This is a genomic window from Pantoea sp. PSNIH1 (assembly GCF_007680655.1).
GTDB lineage: Bacteria > Pseudomonadota > Gammaproteobacteria > Enterobacterales > Enterobacteriaceae > Pantoea > Pantoea eucrina.
Genome location: NZ_VEIP01000005.1, coordinates 47,585 through 65,592 on the forward strand (window position 1 = coordinate 47,585; position 18,008 = coordinate 65,592).

General features: G+C 57.6%; 17 protein-coding genes. 7 read left to right on the plus strand and 10 right to left on the minus strand.

Annotated features, from left to right (window positions below):
- Positions 1–86 precede the first annotated feature (86 nt).
- The 4 genes from dnaA (at position 87) to gyrB (ending at position 6,197) form a co-directional block, all read left to right on the plus strand.
- Entirely contained in the window at positions 87–1,490 is a 1,404-nt protein-coding gene (dnaA, locus tag FS690_RS13545) for a chromosomal replication initiator protein DnaA (RefSeq protein ID WP_145339783.1), read from the plus strand.
- 5 nt (positions 1,491–1,495) lie between these two features.
- Positions 1,496–2,596 (plus strand): DNA polymerase III subunit beta, encoded by a 1,101-nt coding sequence (gene dnaN, locus FS690_RS13550; protein WP_039381494.1) that lies wholly within the window; start codon positions 1,496–1,498, stop codon positions 2,594–2,596.
- Between the two features lie 86 nt (positions 2,597–2,682).
- The gene (gene recF / locus FS690_RS13555; protein WP_071668250.1) at positions 2,683–3,771 is read left to right on the plus strand and encodes a DNA replication/repair protein RecF; all 1,089 of its coding nucleotides are present in this window, start codon (positions 2,683–2,685) and stop codon (positions 3,769–3,771) included.
- Between the two features lie 17 nt (positions 3,772–3,788).
- Positions 3,789–6,197 (plus strand): DNA topoisomerase (ATP-hydrolyzing) subunit B, encoded by a 2,409-nt coding sequence (gene gyrB / locus FS690_RS13560; RefSeq protein WP_039381501.1) that lies wholly within the window; start codon positions 3,789–3,791, stop codon positions 6,195–6,197.
- Positions 6,198–6,231: 34 nt separating this feature from the next.
- Here gyrB and FS690_RS13565 read toward each other — a convergent pair whose 3' ends face one another.
- Positions 6,232–6,537 (minus strand): helix-turn-helix domain-containing protein, encoded by a 306-nt coding sequence (locus FS690_RS13565; protein ID WP_108570070.1) that lies wholly within the window; start codon positions 6,535–6,537, stop codon positions 6,232–6,234.
- The gene (locus FS690_RS13570) at positions 6,534–6,887 is read right to left on the minus strand and encodes a type II toxin-antitoxin system RelE/ParE family toxin (RefSeq protein WP_108570071.1); all 354 of its coding nucleotides are present in this window, start codon (positions 6,885–6,887) and stop codon (positions 6,534–6,536) included. Before FS690_RS13570 ends, FS690_RS13565 begins: the two co-directional genes overlap by 4 nt.
- Before the next feature lie 206 nt (positions 6,888–7,093).
- Between FS690_RS13570 and yidA the strand changes: the two genes are divergently transcribed.
- Positions 7,094–7,903, plus strand: a complete 810-nt coding sequence (yidA, locus tag FS690_RS13575) for a sugar-phosphatase (protein ID WP_039381505.1) — start codon at positions 7,094–7,096, stop codon at positions 7,901–7,903.
- A 101-nt stretch (positions 7,904–8,004) separates the two neighbouring features.
- Entirely contained in the window at positions 8,005–9,276 is a 1,272-nt protein-coding gene (locus tag FS690_RS13580) for a DUF3748 domain-containing protein (protein WP_145339784.1), read from the plus strand.
- On the opposite strand, the gene FS690_RS13585 is transcribed toward FS690_RS13580, so the two are convergent.
- A complete protein-coding gene (locus FS690_RS13585) occupies positions 9,245–9,601 on the minus strand; it encodes a YceK/YidQ family lipoprotein (RefSeq protein ID WP_223811800.1) in 357 nt (118 codons plus the stop codon). The genes FS690_RS13580 and FS690_RS13585 overlap by 32 nt on opposite strands.
- Before the next feature lie 287 nt (positions 9,602–9,888).
- Here FS690_RS13585 and ibpA point away from each other — a divergent pair, with 287 nt between their 5' ends.
- Positions 9,889–10,305 (plus strand): small heat shock chaperone IbpA, encoded by a 417-nt coding sequence (ibpA, locus tag FS690_RS13590; RefSeq protein WP_039381531.1) that lies wholly within the window; start codon positions 9,889–9,891, stop codon positions 10,303–10,305.
- A gap of 56 nt (positions 10,306–10,361) precedes the next feature.
- Here the strand turns inward: ibpA and FS690_RS13595 are convergent, their stop codons facing one another.
- The 7 genes from FS690_RS13595 to FS690_RS13625 all read right to left on the minus strand — a co-directional run bounded on the left by FS690_RS13595 (position 10,362) and on the right by FS690_RS13625 (position 17,952).
- Positions 10,362–11,267, minus strand: a complete 906-nt coding sequence (locus tag FS690_RS13595) for an EamA family transporter (protein WP_145339785.1) — start codon at positions 11,265–11,267, stop codon at positions 10,362–10,364.
- A gap of 40 nt (positions 11,268–11,307) precedes the next feature.
- On the minus strand, positions 11,308–12,594 hold the full coding sequence (locus FS690_RS13600) for a valine--pyruvate transaminase (protein WP_145339786.1): 1,287 nt from the start codon (positions 12,592–12,594) through the stop codon (positions 11,308–11,310).
- 84 nt (positions 12,595–12,678) lie between these two features.
- Positions 12,679–13,653: a glyoxylate/hydroxypyruvate reductase GhrB gene (gene ghrB / locus FS690_RS13605; protein ID WP_039381539.1), complete on the minus strand. Its 975-nt coding sequence runs from the start codon at positions 13,651–13,653 to the stop codon at positions 12,679–12,681.
- Positions 13,654–13,720: 67 nt separating this feature from the next.
- Complete coding sequence (locus tag FS690_RS13610) at positions 13,721–15,001, minus strand: MFS transporter (RefSeq protein WP_071668245.1); 1,281 nt, start codon at positions 14,999–15,001, stop codon at positions 13,721–13,723.
- A 93-nt stretch (positions 15,002–15,094) separates the two neighbouring features.
- The gene (locus tag FS690_RS13615) at positions 15,095–16,042 is read right to left on the minus strand and encodes a sugar kinase (RefSeq protein WP_071668244.1); all 948 of its coding nucleotides are present in this window, start codon (positions 16,040–16,042) and stop codon (positions 15,095–15,097) included.
- 10 nt (positions 16,043–16,052) lie between these two features.
- Positions 16,053–16,799, minus strand: coding sequence for a sugar phosphate isomerase/epimerase (locus FS690_RS13620; protein ID WP_039381548.1), 747 nt, complete (start codon positions 16,797–16,799; stop codon positions 16,053–16,055).
- 127 nt (positions 16,800–16,926) lie between these two features.
- On the minus strand, positions 16,927–17,952 hold the full coding sequence (locus FS690_RS13625; protein ID WP_039381552.1) for a LacI family DNA-binding transcriptional regulator: 1,026 nt from the start codon (positions 17,950–17,952) through the stop codon (positions 16,927–16,929).
- Between the last annotated feature and the right edge of the window lie 56 nt (positions 17,953–18,008).

Here is an 18,008-nt window from a genome sequence, read left to right on the forward strand (position 1 = left end):
CGCTTTCTGACCGCCTGTGTCAAAAAAGACAGTTTCTATTATTAGCGCCTGAAATTCTTATCGATTTTGTACGAGTGGAGTCCGCCGTGTCACTTACGCTTTGGCAACAGTGTCTTGCCCGTTTGCAGGATGAATTACCTGCCACCGAATTCAGCATGTGGATCCGTCCACTGCAGGCTGAATTAAACGACAATACGCTGGCCTTATATGCACCAAATCGGTTTGTACTCGACTGGGTTCGGGATAAATACCTCAACAGTATTAATGGGCTGCTGAACGAATTCTGCGGCGCAAATGTGCCGTTGCTGCGATTTGAAGTGGGTACGCGTCCTATGGCGCAGGTTGCTGCTGCACAGCCGGTTATGACCAGCACCGTCAGCGCGCCGGCACCGGTGGAAACCCGTCCGGCACCGGCACAGCTGCTGCGTCCGAGCTGGGATTCAGTGCCGGCACCTGCGGACGTGACCTATCGCTCGAACGTGAACAACCGCCATAACTTCGACAACTTTGTTGAGGGTAAATCAAACCAGCTGGCGCGCGCGGCGGCACGCCAGGTGGCAGATAATCCTGGTGGTGCCTATAACCCGCTGTTCCTTTATGGCGGCACGGGTCTGGGTAAAACGCACCTGCTGCATGCGGTCGGTAATGGCATTATTGCCCGTAAACCCAACGCCAAAGTGGTCTACATGCACTCAGAGCGGTTTGTGCAGGACATGGTAAAAGCGCTGCAGAACAATGCGATTGAAGAGTTCAAACGCTACTACCGTTCCGTGGACGCGCTGCTGATCGATGATATTCAGTTCTTTGCCAATAAAGAGCGCTCGCAGGAGGAGTTTTTTCACACCTTCAACGCGCTGCTGGAAGGCAATCAGCAGATCATTCTCACCTCTGACCGTTATCCTAAAGAGATTAACGGCGTGGAAGATCGTCTCAAGTCACGCTTTGGCTGGGGTCTGACCGTAGCCATTGAGCCGCCTGAACTGGAAACGCGCGTGGCCATTCTGATGAAAAAAGCAGATGAGAACGATATCCGCCTGCCGGGTGAAGTCGCTTTCTTCATTGCCAAACGTCTGCGTTCCAACGTGCGTGAGCTTGAAGGGGCGCTGAACCGCGTGATCGCGAATGCAAACTTTACCGGACGCGCCATTACCATCGATTTCGTGCGTGAAGCGCTGCGCGATTTGCTGGCGCTGCAGGAGAAGCTGGTTACCATCGACAACATTCAGAAAACCGTAGCGGAATATTACAAAATCAAAGTGGCGGATTTGCTGTCGAAACGCCGGTCGCGCTCTGTGGCGCGGCCGCGTCAAATGGCGATGGCGATGGCAAAAGAGCTGACCAACCATAGTCTGCCAGAAATTGGCGATGCGTTTGGTGGCCGGGACCATACCACCGTGCTGCACGCCTGCCGAAAAATCGAGCAGCTGCGTGAAGAGAGCCACGACATCAAAGAAGATTTCTCTAACCTTATCCGAACATTATCTTCCTGACGCATATGAAATTTATTGTTGAACGTGAGCAGTTGCTGAAACCCCTGCAACAGGTAAGTGGTCCGCTTGGCGGACGTCCGACGCTGCCGATCCTCGGAAATTTGCTGCTGCAGGTAAATGAAGGGTCGTTGTTGCTGACCGGAACCGATCTGGAAATGGAAATGGTAGCGCGCGTGGCGCTGAATCAGGCCCACGAGCCTGGCGCCACCACGGTGCCGGCGCGCAAATTCCTTGATATCTGCCGTGGCCTGCCGGAAGGCGCTGAAATCAGCGTTACGCTGGAAGGCGATCGCATGCTGGTGCGTTCCGGACGCAGTCGTTTTTCACTGTCAACGCTGCCTGCCAGCGATTTTCCTAACCTGGATGACTGGCAAAGCGAGGTTGAATTTACGCTGCCGCAGGCCACGCTGAAGCGGCTGATTGAAGCCACGCAGTTTTCAATGGCGCATCAGGATGTACGTTACTACCTTAACGGTATGCTGTTTGAGACCGAAGGTGAAGAGCTGCGTACCGTTGCAACCGACGGTCACCGTCTGGCGGTCTGCGCCATGCCGATTGGTCAGGCGCTGCCAAACCATTCTGTGATCGTACCGCGTAAAGGGGTCATTGAGCTGGTCCGCCTGCTGGACGGCGGTGAGAACCCGCTGCGCGTGCAGATTGGCAGCAGCAACATTCGGGCGCACGTAGGCGATTTCATCTTCACCTCTAAGCTGGTGGATGGTCGTTTTCCTGACTACCGGCGCGTTCTGCCCAAAAATCCGGACAAGGCGCTGGAGGCGGGCTGCGATCTGCTCAAGCAGGCGTTTGCCCGTGCGGCTATTTTGTCCAATGAGAAATTCCGCGGCGTACGCATCTACATCACTGAAAATCAGCTGAAAATCACGGCAAACAACCCGGAGCAGGAAGAGGCGGAAGAGATGCTGGATGTCTCTTATAGCGGCACCGAGCTGGAGATTGGCTTTAACGTCAGCTACGTACTGGATGTGCTGAATGCGCTGAAGTGCGAGAACGTCCGTCTGCTGCTTACCGACTCTGTTTCCAGCGTACAGATTGAAGACGTAGCCAGTCCAGCTGCGGCATACGTCGTCATGCCGATGAGATTGTAGGGGCGGCATTTATGCCGACCTGACGGATTTTTGCACCACTTCGGGAGCCATTAATGGCTCCCCTACGTTGATCCCCGGAACACGTCATGGCTTTAACCCGCCTTCTGATTAAAGATTTTCGTAATATTGAGCAGGCTGACCTGGACCTCGCACCCGGCTTTAACTTTCTTGTCGGCGCCAACGGCAGCGGTAAAACCAGCGTGCTGGAGGCGATTTATACGCTGGGTCACGGACGGGCGTTTCGCAGCCTGCAGGCGGGGCGGGTGATCCGTCACGAGCAGGAGGCGTTTGTCCTGCACGGGCGTATTGATGGCGGCGGTGAACGCGCGCTGGCGGTGGGGCTGACCAAAAACCGCGCCGGCGACAGCAAGGTGCGGATTGACGGCAGCGACGGGCATAAAGTGGCCGAGCTGGCGCAGCTGCTGCCGATGCAGCTGATTACGCCTGAGGGGTTTACATTGCTCAACGGCGGCCCCAAATACCGCAGAGCCTATATCGACTGGGGCTGTTTTCATGCTTATCCCGGTTTTTTTATCGCCTGGAGCAACCTGCGTCGCCTGCTGAAGCAGCGTAACGCGGCGCTGCGTCAGGCCTCACGCTACAGCCAGATTCGTCCGTGGGATCAGGAGCTGGTGCCGCTGGCCGCGCAGATCAGCGCCTGGCGCGCGGAGTACAGCGCGGCCATCGCCAGTGAGATCACCGCGACCTGCAGCCAGTTTTTGCCTGAGTTTGCCCTGTCATTCTCTTTCCAGCGCGGCTGGGATAAAGAGAGCGACTATGGCGATCTGCTGGAGCGCAATTTTGAGCGCGATCGCGCGCTTACCTACACCGCCAGCGGCCCGCACAAAGCGGATTTCCGCATTCGTGCTGAAGGGACGCCGGTAGAAGATTTACTCTCACGCGGACAGCTGAAGCTGCTGATGTGCGCCCTGCGTTTAGCGCAGGGTGAGTACCTGACGCGCAGCAGCGGACGTCGCTGTTTATACCTGATTGATGACTTCGCATCCGAGCTGGATGACACGCGCCGGCGACTGCTGGCTGAGCGGCTGAAAGCCACGCAGGCTCAGGTGTTTGTCAGTGCTATTGGCACAGAGCATGTAATCGATATGAGCGACGAAAAGGGCAAGATGTTCCGCGTGGAACAGGGTAAAATAGCGGTTCAACCTGAAGATTAAATGAGCGAGAAACGTTGATGTCGAATTCTTATGACTCCTCAAGTATCAAAGTCCTGAAAGGGCTTGATGCGGTACGCAAACGCCCGGGTATGTATATCGGCGATACGGATGACGGCACCGGTCTGCATCACATGGTATTCGAGGTCGTGGATAACGCCATCGACGAAGCGCTCGCCGGACACTGCAGTGACATCGTGGTCACTATCCACGCGGATAACTCCGTGTCGGTGCAGGATGACGGGCGCGGTATTCCAACCGGTATTCACCCGGAAGAGGGTGTCTCGGCGGCGGAAGTGATCATGACCGTTCTGCACGCCGGCGGTAAGTTTGATGACAACTCTTACAAAGTGTCGGGCGGCCTGCACGGCGTTGGCGTTTCCGTGGTTAATGCCCTGTCGCAGAAGCTGGAGCTGACCATTCGTCGCGACGGCAAAGTGCATCAGCAGACCTACGTGCACGGCGTGCCGCAGGCGCCGCTGGCGGTTACCGGCGATACCGAGACGACCGGTACGCGCGTACGCTTCTGGCCAAGCCACGAGACCTTTACCAACGTCACCGATTTTGAATATGAGATTCTTGCCAAACGCCTGCGTGAGCTGTCGTTCCTGAACTCCGGCGTCTCTATTCGCCTGCAGGATAAGCGTGATGACAAGAGCGATCACTACCACTATGAAGGCGGCATCAGGGCGTTTGTGGAGTATCTGAACCGCAACAAAAACCCGATTCACCCTAACGTATTCTATTTCTCTACCGAGAAAGATGGCATCGGTGTGGAAGTGGCGCTGCAGTGGAACGATGGTTTCCAGGAAAACATCTACTGCTTTACCAATAACATTCCGCAGCGCGACGGCGGGACGCATCTCGCCGGTTTCCGTGCGGCGATGACGCGCACGCTCAATGCCTATATGGATAAAGAGGGCTACAGCAAAAAAGCCAAAGTCAGCGCCACCGGTGACGATGCGCGTGAAGGCCTGATTGCCGTGGTTTCCGTGAAAGTGCCGGATCCGAAGTTCTCCTCGCAGACCAAAGATAAGCTGGTCTCCTCCGAAGTAAAATCGGCGGTAGAGCAGCAGATGAATGAGCTGCTGAGCGAATACCTGCTGGAAAACCCGGCGGATGCAAAAATTGTGGTAGGCAAAATTATCGATGCGGCGCGCGCGCGCGAAGCAGCACGCCGTGCGCGTGAGATGACCCGCCGCAAAGGCGCGCTGGATCTGGCCGGCCTGCCGGGCAAGCTGGCAGACTGTCAGGAGCGCGATCCGGCGCTCTCTGAAATCTACCTGGTGGAGGGTGACTCTGCAGGCGGATCGGCGAAGCAGGGGCGTAACCGTAAAAACCAGGCGATTCTGCCGCTGAAGGGTAAAATCCTCAACGTAGAGAAAGCGCGTTTCGATAAAATGCTCTCTTCGCAGGAAGTCGCCACGCTGATCACCGCGCTGGGCTGCGGTATCGGCCGCGATGAGTACAACCCGGATAAACTGCGCTATCACAGCATCATTATCATGACCGATGCGGACGTCGATGGCTCACATATCCGTACGCTGCTGCTGACCTTCTTCTACCGTCAGATGCCGGAAATCATTGAGCGCGGCCACGTTTACATTGCGCAGCCGCCGCTGTTTAAAGTGAAAAAAGGCAAGCAGGAACAGTATATTAAAGACACCGACGCGATGGATCAGTATCAGATCGCCATCGCGCTGGACGGCGCTACGCTGCACACCAACGCCAGCGCACCGGCGCTGGGCGGTGAGCCGCTGGAGAGCCTGGTCGCGGAGTACAACAGTACGCAGAAGATGATCAAACGCATGGAGCGTCGCTTCCCGGCAGCCCTGCTTAATGCGCTGGTTTACCATCCAACGCTGGCAGGGCTGGATGATACCGCCGCCGTCAGCAGCTGGCTGGAAACGCTGGTAGCGTATCTTAACGAGCGTGAAGCACACGGCAGCACCTATGTGGCACAGGTACGCGAAAATCGTGAGCTGCAGCTGGCTGAGCCGGTACTGCGTGTGCGCACCCACGGTGTGGATACCGACTACCCGCTGGATAGCGAGTTTATCGGTGGCCCGGAGTATCGCAAAATCTGTGCGCTGGGCGAGCAGCTGCGCGGCCTGATTGAAGAAGATGCCTACATCGAGCGCGGCGAACGTCGTCAGCCGGTTGCCAGCTTTGAGCAGGCGATTGAGTGGCTGGTGAAAGAGTCGCGCCGTGGTCTCTCCATTCAGCGCTATAAAGGGCTGGGCGAGATGAACCCGGAGCAGCTGTGGGAAACCACCATGGATCCGGACAGCCGCCGTATGCTGCGCGTCACCATCAGGGATGCGATTGCTGCCGATCAGCTCTTCACCACGCTGATGGGCGATGCGGTGGAGCCGCGTCGCGCCTTTATCGAAGAGAACGCGCTGAAAGCCGCTAACATCGATATCTGATACGCTCTGACCCCTCCCGCCCGGGAGGGGTTTTTTATATCCGCAAAGTCCTTTCTCCTGCACCATCCGGCATCTCAACCACCAGGCTCAGCCTGCCGCCCATCGCTTCGATATAACGTTTAATCGTGATTAACCGCTGATCGGCTCCGCCCTGCTCAATTTGTGCGATCCGCGGCTGCTTCACACCCATGGCTTCAGCCACTTTCCGTTGCGACAACTGCAATTCTTCCCTTAATAGCTGCAGGCCGGTTTCCAGTATTAATTCATCAGCTTGCTGCTGAATTTCCACTCTCTCAGCGGCAGAAAATGTCGTATCGAGAAATTTCTTCAGGTCGCTCATGTGTTCCTGTCCTCAGCATGTTCGAGGTGGTTGGTGAAAATCTGGTCTGCAAGGGCAATCATGCGCTGATAAAACTGCTTATCCCCGCGCTTATTGCCAGCACAGAGTACAATCGCTTTTCTTTCAGGATCAAAAGCATAGAAAACTCTTATTGGCTGGCCTGCATACTGAATTCTGAGTTCCTTCATATTGTGATAACTGGAACCGTGAACGGTATCGGCATAAGGCCTGGGCAGCAGGGGCCCATAGTGCTCAAGGTTCAGAAGCGCTGCGGCAAGACGCTTTTTCAGGTTTATTTCCTGTGATAGCAACCAGTCTTTAAAGTGACTGGAAAATATAATTTCCCACATACTGCAATCGTCCTATAAGTGATTGCTTATATAAATTTATAAGCAATCACTTATATGGTCAACTATTCAGCCGCCTGTATATGGCCAGCATAGCGATCCGGAATCTGCCGCCCACCGCATCTGCGATCCGCCGCGCCGATAAACTGGTCAATGAGAGCTGAATCGCGCTAGCATGAAAGTCAGACCCTGAATTAACCGAGGACGTTATGGCGATAAAACTGATTGCGATCGATATGGACGGCACGCTGCTGAATCCGCAGCACGAAATCACTCCGGCGGTAAAAACAGCGATTGGGCGCGCGCGCGACAAGGGCGTGTCGATTGTGCTGGCGACCGGCCGCCCGTTTGTCGGCGTTGAGCGCTATCTGATGGAGCTGGATCTGCGCCAGCCGGGTCAGTACTGCATCAGCAATAACGGTGCGCTGGCGCACAAGGCCGATAGCGGTGACGTGGTGGCTGAGAAAACGCTGAGCTTTGATGATTACCTCTATCTTGAGCAGCTGGCGCGCGAACTCGGCGTGCATTTTCAGGCGTTCGACAAATCGTCCCTCTATACCCCCAATAAAGACATCAGCGAATACACCATTCATGAAGCCAGCCTGACCGGTATTCCGGTGCGCTATCGTGCGGTTGAAGAGATGGATCCGGCGACGCGCTTCCCGAAAATTATGATGATCGATAAGCCGGCGCTGCTGGATAAAGCGATTGCCAGGCTGCCAGCGCGCATGCAGGAGAGCTACACCGTCCTGAAAAGCGCGCCTTATTTTCTGGAGATCCTCAACCCGCTGGTGAACAAAGGCTATGGCGTGAAGATGCTGGCGGAAAAACTCGGCCTGCAGCAGTCAGAAGTGATGGCGATTGGCGATCAGGAGAACGATCTGGCGATGATTGAGTATGCCGGCACCGGCGTGGCGATGGGTAATGCCATCGACTCAGTGAAAAAGATCGCTCAGTTCGTGACTAAAACCAATATGGAAGATGGCGTTGCGCACGCTATAGAAGAGCTGGTGCTGTAACATGAGCCGCAGGCAGCTCCGGTGCAACCTGCGGCAAAATAGCTGCTTTGTACAGCTGAATCGCGTACCGTGAGCGCATCGGTTATCTGTAAGAGCATCCCATGTCAGAAAAACAGCTTACCTTCGCGCAGCGTCATCACCAGCTGACCAATATCAACGTCTGGACCGCCGACAGCCAGTGGCTGGCGTTTGATGTGCGCCCCTCCGGCGCCTCTTTTACCGGCCTGACCATTGAGCGGGTTAACGTCTTTACGGGCGCCGTTGAGCTTCTCTATCAGGCGCGCGACGGGGCTCACGTTGGGGTGGTGACCGTAAGCCCCGACCTGCCGCCGCGCTACGTCTTTATTCATGGCCCGGAACATCCTGATGCGCACTGGCATTACGATTTTCACCATCGCCGTGGCGTGATCGTGCAGAATGGCCATGCGGAGACGCTGGACGCCTGCGATATTACCGCGCCCTATACGCCGGGCGCGCTGCGCGGCGGATCGCATGTGCATGTCTTTAGCCCGGACGGCACCCGCCTCAGCTTTACTTACAACGATCATGTGCTGCATGAGCGCGACAGCCGCGAGGATCTGCGCAACGTCGGCGTGGCCGTGCCGCTGCATCCGGTCTGTCCGGCTGAAAAACATCCGCGTGAGTATGATGGCAGCCACTACTGCGTGCTGATCAGCCAGACGCAGCGCGACCCGCAGCCCGGCAGCGATGCGATCGATCGCGCTTATGAAGAGTGCTGGATTGGCGATCGCGGCTATCAGAAAGCTGACGGCAGCTGGCAGCGCTGGGCTATCGCCTTTATCGGCGACACGCGCAGCGCCAGCGGGCAGAAGGTGCCGGAGGTGTTTATCGTGGATTTACCGGACGCGCTGGCTGATTACGCCCGTCCCGGCAGCTCGCCGCTGGAGGGCAGCGATACCCGGATGCCGGCACCGCCGGCAGGGGTGCAGCAGCGGCGGCTGACGCATACCCGGGGTCTGGCGCTGCAGCCGCGTCACTGGCTGCGCGCGGCGCCAGACGGCAGCGCGATTGCCTTTCTGCTGGCCGATGAGCAGGACATTATTCAGCTCTGGAGCGTGTCGCCCAACGGCGGTGAGCCGCGGCAGATCACCCGGCTCAGCAGCAGTATCCAGTCTGCGTTCAGCTGGCATCCGCAGGGTGATGCCGTCGCCTTTATCTGTGCCGACCGCGTAATGCGCTGCGAAATGGCAGACGGTCGCTGTACGCCACTGACGCCGGTCACTGCCGCCGCGCTGAGCGGCGACGCAGTGGTCTGGTCGCCGGACGGAAAACAGATCGCCTATATGCGTGAAGTGGAGGGCTGGCGCCAGCTGTTCTGCGTCAGTGCGACGCCGGCATCGCAGCAGCCGTAGCGAGGCTCGCCTGGGTATTGGCCTCTCTTTCACTTTGCAGCACGCGTTCGCGCGGTGAGGAGCTGCGTTTGTCCTCACCGGCGTGGAAGTAGTCCCACGGCAGCAGCAGCGTATCCAGCACGGCAGAGAAGGGCAGATCGATCAGCGCCAGCGGCTTCAGCACCCAGCCCGTGTCATCATCAGTCAGCATTTTGGCACTGGCGCGGGTGCCAGGATAGTAACCCTGACTGCCGCCGGAGTGCGACATCATGCTGGAGCAGCCGGAGGTGGTTATCACACAGCACACCAGCAGGCCGGTCAGCGGAAAACGTTTTATCATCTTCATTGTCATCATCCCTTCAGTCATGGCTGCATCCCTGGCAGCAATATGTCACCTGACGTTATCAGCGCTCTCTGGCTCTGTTTTCAGTGCAGGTGCAGGGTTTCCTGAGTGTATGTCATCTCACCGGTTTTGCTGCAAAAAAATCACGCCGGTGGCCCTTGAAAAGATCGCTACCATACCCATTTTCACATTACGGCCGTATGACTGTTGCCGCATGGGACAGTGCCAGGCCGGACAACCTGTCCATAGTGGAAGGTTGCCAAAACTTGCTGATTATCAGGAGTCTTATTATGCGTAACTTTGATCTCTCTCCACTTTATCGTTCTTCCATCGGTTTCGATCGTCTGTTTAATCTGCTGGAAACCAATCAGAACCAGGCGAACGGAGGCTACCCTCCTTACAATGTCGAACTGGTGGATGAAAACCACTACCGCATTACGATTGCGGTAGCAGGCTTTGCCCAGAATGAGCTGGATATCACCGCCCACGACAATATGCTGGTGGTACGCGGCGCGCACCCTGAAGAGCAGCCGGAGCGCAAATATCTTTATCAGGGCATCGCCGAGCGCAATTTTGAGCGTAAATTCCAGCTGGCCGATCACATCGTGGTGCGCGATGCGCGTCTCGAACTCGGTCTGCTGAGCATCGATCTGGAGCGCATCGTTCCTGAAGAGGCGAAACCGCGCCGGATTGAAATTCTGAAATAAGGCCATCACATAAGCCTTAAGCGCCGCAGCAATGCGGCGTTTTTTTTTGATCAGATTCAGGCGCGGGAGAGCAGCCGCTGGCTCAGCAGGCCGCCAAAGACATTGATCAGCAGACCGGCAACGATCACCGCTGCGCCCAGCAGCTCCTGCGCGGTCAGCGCTTCATCCAGCACAACGGCCGCGCTGATAATCCCCACCACCGGCACCAGCAGCGTCAGCGGCGCGACGCGCCAGGTTTCATAGCGGCTCAGCAGCCGGCCCCAGATGCCATAACCGATGATAGTGGCGATGAAAGCCAGATAGATCAGCGCCAGAATAGTCTGCAGTGAAATGCCCTGCAGGCTGTGCACGATGAGCGCGCTGCCTTCAAACCACCAGGAGCAGATGAAAAAGGGAATAACCGGCACCAGCGCGCTCCACACCACCAGCGACATCACCGGTACGCGGTGATTGCGCAGAATGATTTTATTGGTGATATTGCCCAGCCCCCAGGAGGCCGCCGCCGCCAGCGTCAGCAGCATGGTTGTCAGGGTAATGCCGCCTGCCGTCTGGCCCGCCATACCGGCGCTGGCGAGCAGATACATCCCCAGGGTCGCAATCACGATGCCGGTAATATGATTCCAGCGCAGCTTCTCAGCCAGCAGCAGCGCGCCCAGCAGCAGCGTGAAGAACGCCTGCGCCTGCAGCACCAGCGACGCTACCCCGGCGGGCATGCCAAGCTTGATGGCTAAAAACAGGAAGGCAAACTGCCCGAAGCTGATCGTCATGCCATAGATGACCAGCCAGCGCAGCGGAATAGCCGGACGCTTTACAAACAGCAGGGCCGGAAACGCCACCAGGGCAAAACGCAGTCCCGCCAGCAGAAAAGGCGGCATGCCCTGCAGCCCGAGTTTGATCACCACAAAATTGACGCCCCACGCCACAACGACGCACAGCGCTAACAGCATATCTTTCACGAACATAAGGGCTTCCTGTTCTCAGACTGTAGCCGGTTTCGGGCGGTTAAATCTGGTTCCCGTCTGCGGGGCAGGTGACGCTTTCGGCCTCGCGGAGCGCGCGCTCCAGCTCCTCCGCCAGGATCCGGACTGCTTGCTCAATTTTTGCCGCTTCCGGTACGTAGTTCATGCGCATGCACTGATGCGTATGCGGCCACGCCTGCTCCAGCCCCGGGAAGAAGAAGTGGCCCGGCACCATCAGCACGCCGCGCGCTTTGAGACGCTGATAGAGCACTTCAGTGGTGATGGGCAGATCGCGAAACCAGAGCCAGAGGAAAATTGCCCCCTCCGGCTTGTGGATCAGACAGCGATCTTCCGGCAGGTAGCGACGCAGGATCGCCAGCGTTTCCGCCACTTTAGCCTGATAAAATGGCCGGATAACCTCATCAGAGAGGCGCAGCAGATCGCCGCGTACAATCATTTCGTTTGCCAGCGCCGGGCCAATGCTGCCGGGCGCCAGGCTGATAATACCGTTCATATTACCCAGCGCGCTGATGGTGCTTTCATCGGCAATAATGATGCCGCAGCGTGCGCCAGGCAGGCCGAGCTTGGAGAGGCTCATGCAGAGAATGGTGTTGGGATTCCACAGCGGGCGCGCTTCGCTGAAAATGATACCGGGGAAGGGCACGCCGTAGGCGTTGTCGATCAACAGCGGCACGCCGTGCTGCTGTGCCAGCGCATCCAGCTGCAACAGCTCATCGTCAGTGACCACATTGCCGGTCGGATTGGTCGGGCGCGAAACGCAAATCAGCCCGATATCCTCATGCAGCGGCAGATGGTCGAAATCGACATGATATTTAAACTGCCCTTCTGGCAGCAGCTCGATGGTGGGCTTCGCTGAAACAAACAGCCCCTCTTCGAGGCCGGCGTCAGCGTAACCGAGATATTCCGGCGCCAGCGGAAACAGCACGCGCTTTTTACTGCCGTCGGCGCGGTGTCCGGCAAACAGATTAAACAGATAGAAAAACGCGCTCTGGCTGCCGTTGGTCAGCGCAATATTTTGCGCCGTGACAGGCCAGCCAAACTGCTCGCGCAGCAGGGTGGCAAGCGATGCCAGCAGCTGCGCCTTGCCGCGTGGCCCGTCATAGTTGCACAGCGCCTCGCTCAGCGTGCCATCTTTATGCATCTGCAGCAGCAGCTGGTCAAAATAATCGTTCATTGCCGGGATCTGTGCCGGGTTACCGCCGCCCAGCATGATGGTGCCGGGTGCGCGCAGTCCCTCTCCCATATCTTCCATCAGACGGGAGATACCGGTGGGTTGCGTAAATTTGTCGCCGAACTGAGAAAAGGACATAGGAAGTAAAAATTTTGTGAAAGCGAATGGAGAAAACCACCATAACGCCCGCCTGCGGCGGGCGCAATGGCTAAAGCGGTCCTGTCAGCGCAGAACCTGCGGGTTAACGCAGTTTTTATCCGGTGTACCGGTCAGCGCGGCAATCAGATTTTCAACCGCATCACGGGCCATGCCGTAGCGCGTCTCGTGCGTGGCTGAACCAATATGCGGCAGCGCCACCACGTTTGGCAGGGTAAGGATCTCTGCCTCAGCGGGAACGGGTTCTACCTCAAAAACGTCCAGTCCGGCAGCCAGCAGGGTGCCCGCTTTCAGCGCTGCCGTCAGCGCCTGCTCATCCACCACCGGGCCGCGACCCGCGTTGATCAGAATTGCGCCGGGCTTCATCAGCTGCAGCTGCGCGGCACCAATCATATGGTGCGTCTGTTCGGTGAGCGGCAGACTGATGCAGACAAAATCGCTCTCTTTCAGCAGCGTCTCCAGATCGCAGGCGCGGGCCTGAAAGCGGTTCTCCGCTTCTTCATGCTGACGACGGGCGTTATAGAGAATATTCATACCAAAACCGAAATGGGCGCGCTGCGCCAGCGCCAGGCCAATACGGCCCATGCCTAAAATCCCCATGGTTTTGTGGTGAACGTCGGTGCCAAACAGATCCGGACCGATGCTCTTTTTCCAGTTGCCTTCTTTAACCCATTTATCCAGCTCGGCCACGCGGCGTGCGGTGCTCAGTACCAGCGCCATCATGGTATCCGCTACGGTCTCGGTCAGGACCGTCGGGGTGTGCATCAGCAGCACCTTGCGCTGATTCAGCGCGTCAACGTTAAAGTTGTCATAGCCGACGGAGACGGTGGAGCAGGCGCGCAGCGCCGGCATCTGCGACAGCAGTGCGTCATCGACTTTGCCGCCGGAACCGATAATACCTTCTGCCTGCGCAAACGCGTCCGCATGCTGGCGCACCGTTTCCGGTGAAACATCTTTTACTTCGGTAACGTGAAAATGCGTATCGAGCTGGCGGCGCAGATCGTCAGGCAGGCTTTTGTAGAGGATCACAGCAGGTTTCATGAATCGCTTCCTGTAGAAATAGGTGACGGGCGACAGGTGCCGCCCGGAGAAGTCATCTCTTACGCTTTCAGGCGTGCTTCGCCCCGTGAATCGGCGGCGTTTTGTTTGCGGCAGGCTTGACGATCAGCGTCAGCCAGACCGAAACCAGCAGGGCTGAACCCATGAAGATATAAGATGCGGCCGGGCTGCCGGTTGCTCCATTAAGATAGCCGACAATCCATGAACCGATAAAGGAACCCAGCGCACCCATGCTGTTAATCAGCGCCATGGCACCACCCGAAACGTTGCGCGGCAGCATTTCCGGAATGATGGCAAAGAACGGACCATAAGGGGCATACATCGCTCCGCCGGCAATCACCAGCAGCGCATAGGAGAGCCAGAAATTGCCCGGACCTACCAGATAAGAGCCAAGGAACGCCAGTGCGCCAATCAGCAGCAGCGGCCAGACAAACAGTTTCCGGTTCTGCGTTTTATCAGACGCCCACGACACCACCACCATGGCGATAGTAGCGACCAGATAAGGCACCGCTGAGAGCCAGCCCGCTTCCACCATACCCATCTGCGTGCCGTTACGCAGAATGGAAGGCAGCCACAGCACAAAGCCGTATACGCCAATACTCCAGGCAAAATACTGCATGCAAAGGATGATGACGTTGCGATTGCGAAACGCTTCGCTGTAGTTCCGCACCGCTTTGATATTTTCCTGCTCTTTCTGCAGCTGCGCCTGCAGCGCGGCTTTTTCCTCATCGCTCATCCATTTTGCCTGCGCCGGTTTATCCTGCACCAGGAACCACCAGGCGATAGCCCAGATCACCGCCGGAAAACCTTCGATGATGAACATCTCACGCCAGCCAAAGGCGTTAATCAGATAGCCGGACACCACCGACATCCACAGTACGGTGACCGGGTTGCCGAGGATCAGAAAGGTATTGGCGCGCGAACGCTCCGACTTGGTAAACCAGTTACTGATGTAGATCAGCATCGCGGGCATCACGGCCGCTTCCACCACGCCGAGGATAAAGCGGATCGCTGCCAGCATCGGAATATTGCTGACGATCCCGGTCAGCGAAGCGCAGCCGCCCCACAGGATCAGGCACCAGAAAATCAGTTTTTTTACGCTGCGGCGCTCGGCATAGATAGCACCGGGGATTTGAAAGAAGAAGTAGCCGAGAAAAAACAGCGCGCCCAGCAGCGATGACATCCCTTTGGTAATGCCGAGATCGTCATTAATGCCTGCGGCAGAGGCGAAGCTGAAGTTCGCCCGGTCCAGATACGCCAGACTGTAGGTGATAAACACGATGGGCATGATATACCACCAGCGTTTTGGCGCGATTGTCTGCGATTTCATGCGTGACTCCTCTGGTTGAGGCGGGCACATTCCGTGGATGCGCCTCAGAATAATAGTGTTGTAGGGTAAGTAGTATCGTGCCGGCGCAGTAACTCAGTAATCACCCAGCGCCGCGCGGGTGGGTAAGCCTTCACTGTCTCCCGCTACCTGAATAGCGAGCGATCCGATCTTATTGCCGCGCAGAATCGCCTGCGGCAGCGTTTTATCTTCCAGCAGGGCGCTGATCAGGCCCACGGCAAAGCCGTCGCCTGCGCCCACGGTATCCACCACGTTGTCGACCAGCACCGGGGCGACCACGCCTTTTTCTCCCTGTGCCGTTTTATACCAGGCACCGTCGCAGCCGGTTTTAATCACCACCGCTTTGACGCCCTTATCGAGGTAGAAATCAGCAATCGCTTCCGGCTGGCGATAGCCGGTCAGGATATAGCCCTCTTTTTCACCCGGCAGCACCCAGTCGGCATACTCTGCCAGCGCATTAAGCTGCTGGCGCATCTCTGCTTCGCTGCGCCACAGCACCGGACGCAGATTGGGATCGAAAGAGATACTTTTGCCCTGCGCCCGCATTGTCTGTGCCGCATAGTGCAGCAGCGCCAGCGATGAATCAGAGAGCGCAGCGGCCACGCCGCTCAGATGAAGATGGCGCGCGCTGCCAAAATAGTCCGGATTAAAATCGTCCGGCGAGAGGTGGCTTGCCGCCGATCCTTTGCGGAAATATTCCACTTCCGGATCGGAGCCGTCGTCGACGCGCGCTTTCAGCTGAAAGCCGGTACGGTAGCGGGCATCCGTGGTCACACAGCGGTGATCAACGCTCTCTTTTGCCAGCTGCTGCAGCGTGAAGCGCCCGAAGCTGTCATCCCCGACGCGGCTGACCCAGCCAACCTGCAGGCCAAGACGCGCCAGACCGATGGCAACGTTCAGTTCGGCGCCGGCAATACGCTTGATAAAGCGCTCTGCCGCCGCAAGGTCGCCGGTTTGCTGCGCGATAAACATCGCCATCGCTTCGCCAATGGTGACGACATCAAGTTGAGAAGGTTGTGTCATGGCAGGCTCCTTAGGCGGCACGCAGCAGGTCAACATAGTGGCGGGTTACCGCCAGCAGATCGCCGCCTTCCAGCGGGAACTCAATACCGCGCGGTGCATCTGCGGGCAGGGCGTGCAGCAGCGTGCGCCAGCTCTCATCCGCATCATCAAGGGCGATCGCCCGGAACGTGTCGCGATGCGCAACGGCCGCTTTAACGTGCACATAGCTGACGTAGCGGCTGAGCTGATGAGCAGCCTGCAGCGCATCCTCGCCGGTCCAGAGCCAGTTCCCCATATCGAACGTCATATCCAGCGGCAGGGCGGCGTCGCAGGCGTGGTGAAAAAAGCGCAGCATGGGCGCCAGCGTACTGTCAGCGGTCTGATCGTTCTCAATCACCAGCGTCACGGATGTTGACGCCAGAATCTCTACCAGCTGCCGGTCAGCCAGCTGAACAAAGTGGCCAATAGCGAGTTTCAGCCGCTGCGCGCCGAGCTGCTCCGCTTCATGGAAAAACTGTGCCAGCCGTGGATTGAGTGCGCCATCTGCCAGCCACAGCGATTCCGGAACGGAGTAGCTGACCTGCAGCGACTGCTCACGCGCCGTCTGGCCCAGCTCCGGCAGCTGCTGCAGCTCAATGTCGCTGAACAGCTCGCGGCGAATCTCAACGCCGTCAGCGCCGGCCGCTTTGATCAGCGGCAGCAGGCGGCTCTGCCCGCCAAGCTCGGCAATTTTATGCGCGCCGTAGGCGGCGGTCACTACAATAATTTCTGGTCTCATCACGTCTCTCCGGGCACCAAACTGCCTCCCAATCGTTGAGAAAACGTTAGATGGAACCGGTTCCAAAGGAAAGACGCAGACTGCGGATTTATGATCCTGCTCACGAAGTCAGCATCAGGTTCCGGTATCAGCGCAGCGGCTGGCTCGACCCGCGCACGATCAGCTCGCCGGAAAACACCTGATCCCGTATCGGTGCATCGCTGCCGTCAATACGGGTGATCACCTGCTCCAGCGCCGCATAGCCAATCTGCCAGGTGGGCTGACGCAGCGTGGTAATGCCGACGCCGGCCAGCGCCGCCCATTCCAGTTCATCAAACCCCAGCAGGCCAATATCTTTACCCCAGACCAGCTCCAGGCGCTGGAGCGCCCGTGCCACCTGCAGCGTCAGGGCACCGTTGGCAGCTACCACGGCAACGCGTCTGCCGGCATGCCGCTGATAAAAGTCCAGCAGCGCCCGATCCAGAGGTTCTGGCTGGTGCAGCGGCACTTCCGCATTCTCTGCGATGGCGTCCGGCGCGGCACCTGCGGTGGCAAAAAAGGCGCGCAGGCGTTCGCGGCGGGTATTGACGCTGCCCAGCGGCTCGCTGAGAAACAGCAGGGCGTTATAGCCATTATCCAGCAGATGACGCGTGGCGTTGCAGGCTGCTTCCTGGTTATTCAGCCCGACAACATCGCAGGCGAACTCAGGAATTTTACGGTCGATCAATACCATTGGCAGCATTGACTGCTGCAGCCGGTTGAGTACCACTTCATGCATACCGACCGCGTTAACCACGATGCCCTCAACCTGATAGCTGCTCAGCAGCTGCAGATAGTGCTGCTCCAGATCGACCTCATTGTTGGTGTTACACATCAGCAGCGTAAATCCGCGGGCGCGGCAGGCTGCTTCAATGCCGCTCAGCACATCCACGGAATAGGGATTGGTGATATCTGCAATGATCAGGCCAATTAATCGCGTACGGCCACGCTTCAGGCCGCGGGCCATCTGGCTGGGACGATAATTCAGCGCGTCAATCGCCTGCTCAATACGGGTTTTCAGATCGGGCGAAAGGAGATGTTCTTCCCCGTTCAGATAGCGGGAAACACTGGTTTTACCGGTATTTGCCGTGCGGGCAACATCGCTGATTGTGGCGCGTGGCGGCCTGGTTTTCATTGCATATTCCTGAAAAGTTAAATCAGGCGAAGACTATCACAGCACGCGCGGCGCGC

Coding starts and splice junctions, on each gene's coding strand:
- dnaN (WP_039381494.1), top strand. CDS start 1,496: ATGAAATTTATTGTTGAACGTGAGCAGTTGCTGAAACCCCTGCAACAG.
- ibpA (WP_039381531.1), top strand. CDS start 9,889: ATGCGTAACTTTGATCTCTCTCCACTTTATCGTTCTTCCATCGGTTTC.
- ghrB (WP_039381539.1), bottom strand. CDS start 13,653: ATGAAACCTGCTGTGATCCTCTACAAAAGCCTGCCTGACGATCTGCGC.
- FS690_RS13600 (WP_145339786.1), bottom strand. CDS start 12,594: ATGTCCTTTTCTCAGTTCGGCGACAAATTTACGCAACCCACCGGTATC.
- FS690_RS13570 (WP_108570071.1), bottom strand. CDS start 6,887: ATGTGGGAAATTATATTTTCCAGTCACTTTAAAGACTGGTTGCTATCA.
- recF (WP_071668250.1), top strand. CDS start 2,683: ATGGCTTTAACCCGCCTTCTGATTAAAGATTTTCGTAATATTGAGCAG.
- gyrB (WP_039381501.1), top strand. CDS start 3,789: ATGTCGAATTCTTATGACTCCTCAAGTATCAAAGTCCTGAAAGGGCTT.
- FS690_RS13565 (WP_108570070.1), bottom strand. CDS start 6,537: ATGAGCGACCTGAAGAAATTTCTCGATACGACATTTTCTGCCGCTGAG.
- yidA (WP_039381505.1), top strand. CDS start 7,094: ATGGCGATAAAACTGATTGCGATCGATATGGACGGCACGCTGCTGAAT.
- FS690_RS13610 (WP_071668245.1), bottom strand. CDS start 15,001: ATGAAATCGCAGACAATCGCGCCAAAACGCTGGTGGTATATCATGCCC.
- FS690_RS13620 (WP_039381548.1), bottom strand. CDS start 16,799: ATGAGACCAGAAATTATTGTAGTGACCGCCGCCTACGGCGCGCATAAA.
- FS690_RS13615 (WP_071668244.1), bottom strand. CDS start 16,042: ATGACACAACCTTCTCAACTTGATGTCGTCACCATTGGCGAAGCGATG.
- FS690_RS13585 (WP_223811800.1), bottom strand. CDS start 9,601: ATGAAGATGATAAAACGTTTTCCGCTGACCGGCCTGCTGGTGTGCTGT.
- FS690_RS13625 (WP_039381552.1), bottom strand. CDS start 17,952: ATGAAAACCAGGCCGCCACGCGCCACAATCAGCGATGTTGCCCGCACG.
- FS690_RS13595 (WP_145339785.1), bottom strand. CDS start 11,267: ATGTTCGTGAAAGATATGCTGTTAGCGCTGTGCGTCGTTGTGGCGTGG.
- FS690_RS13580 (WP_145339784.1), top strand. CDS start 8,005: ATGTCAGAAAAACAGCTTACCTTCGCGCAGCGTCATCACCAGCTGACC.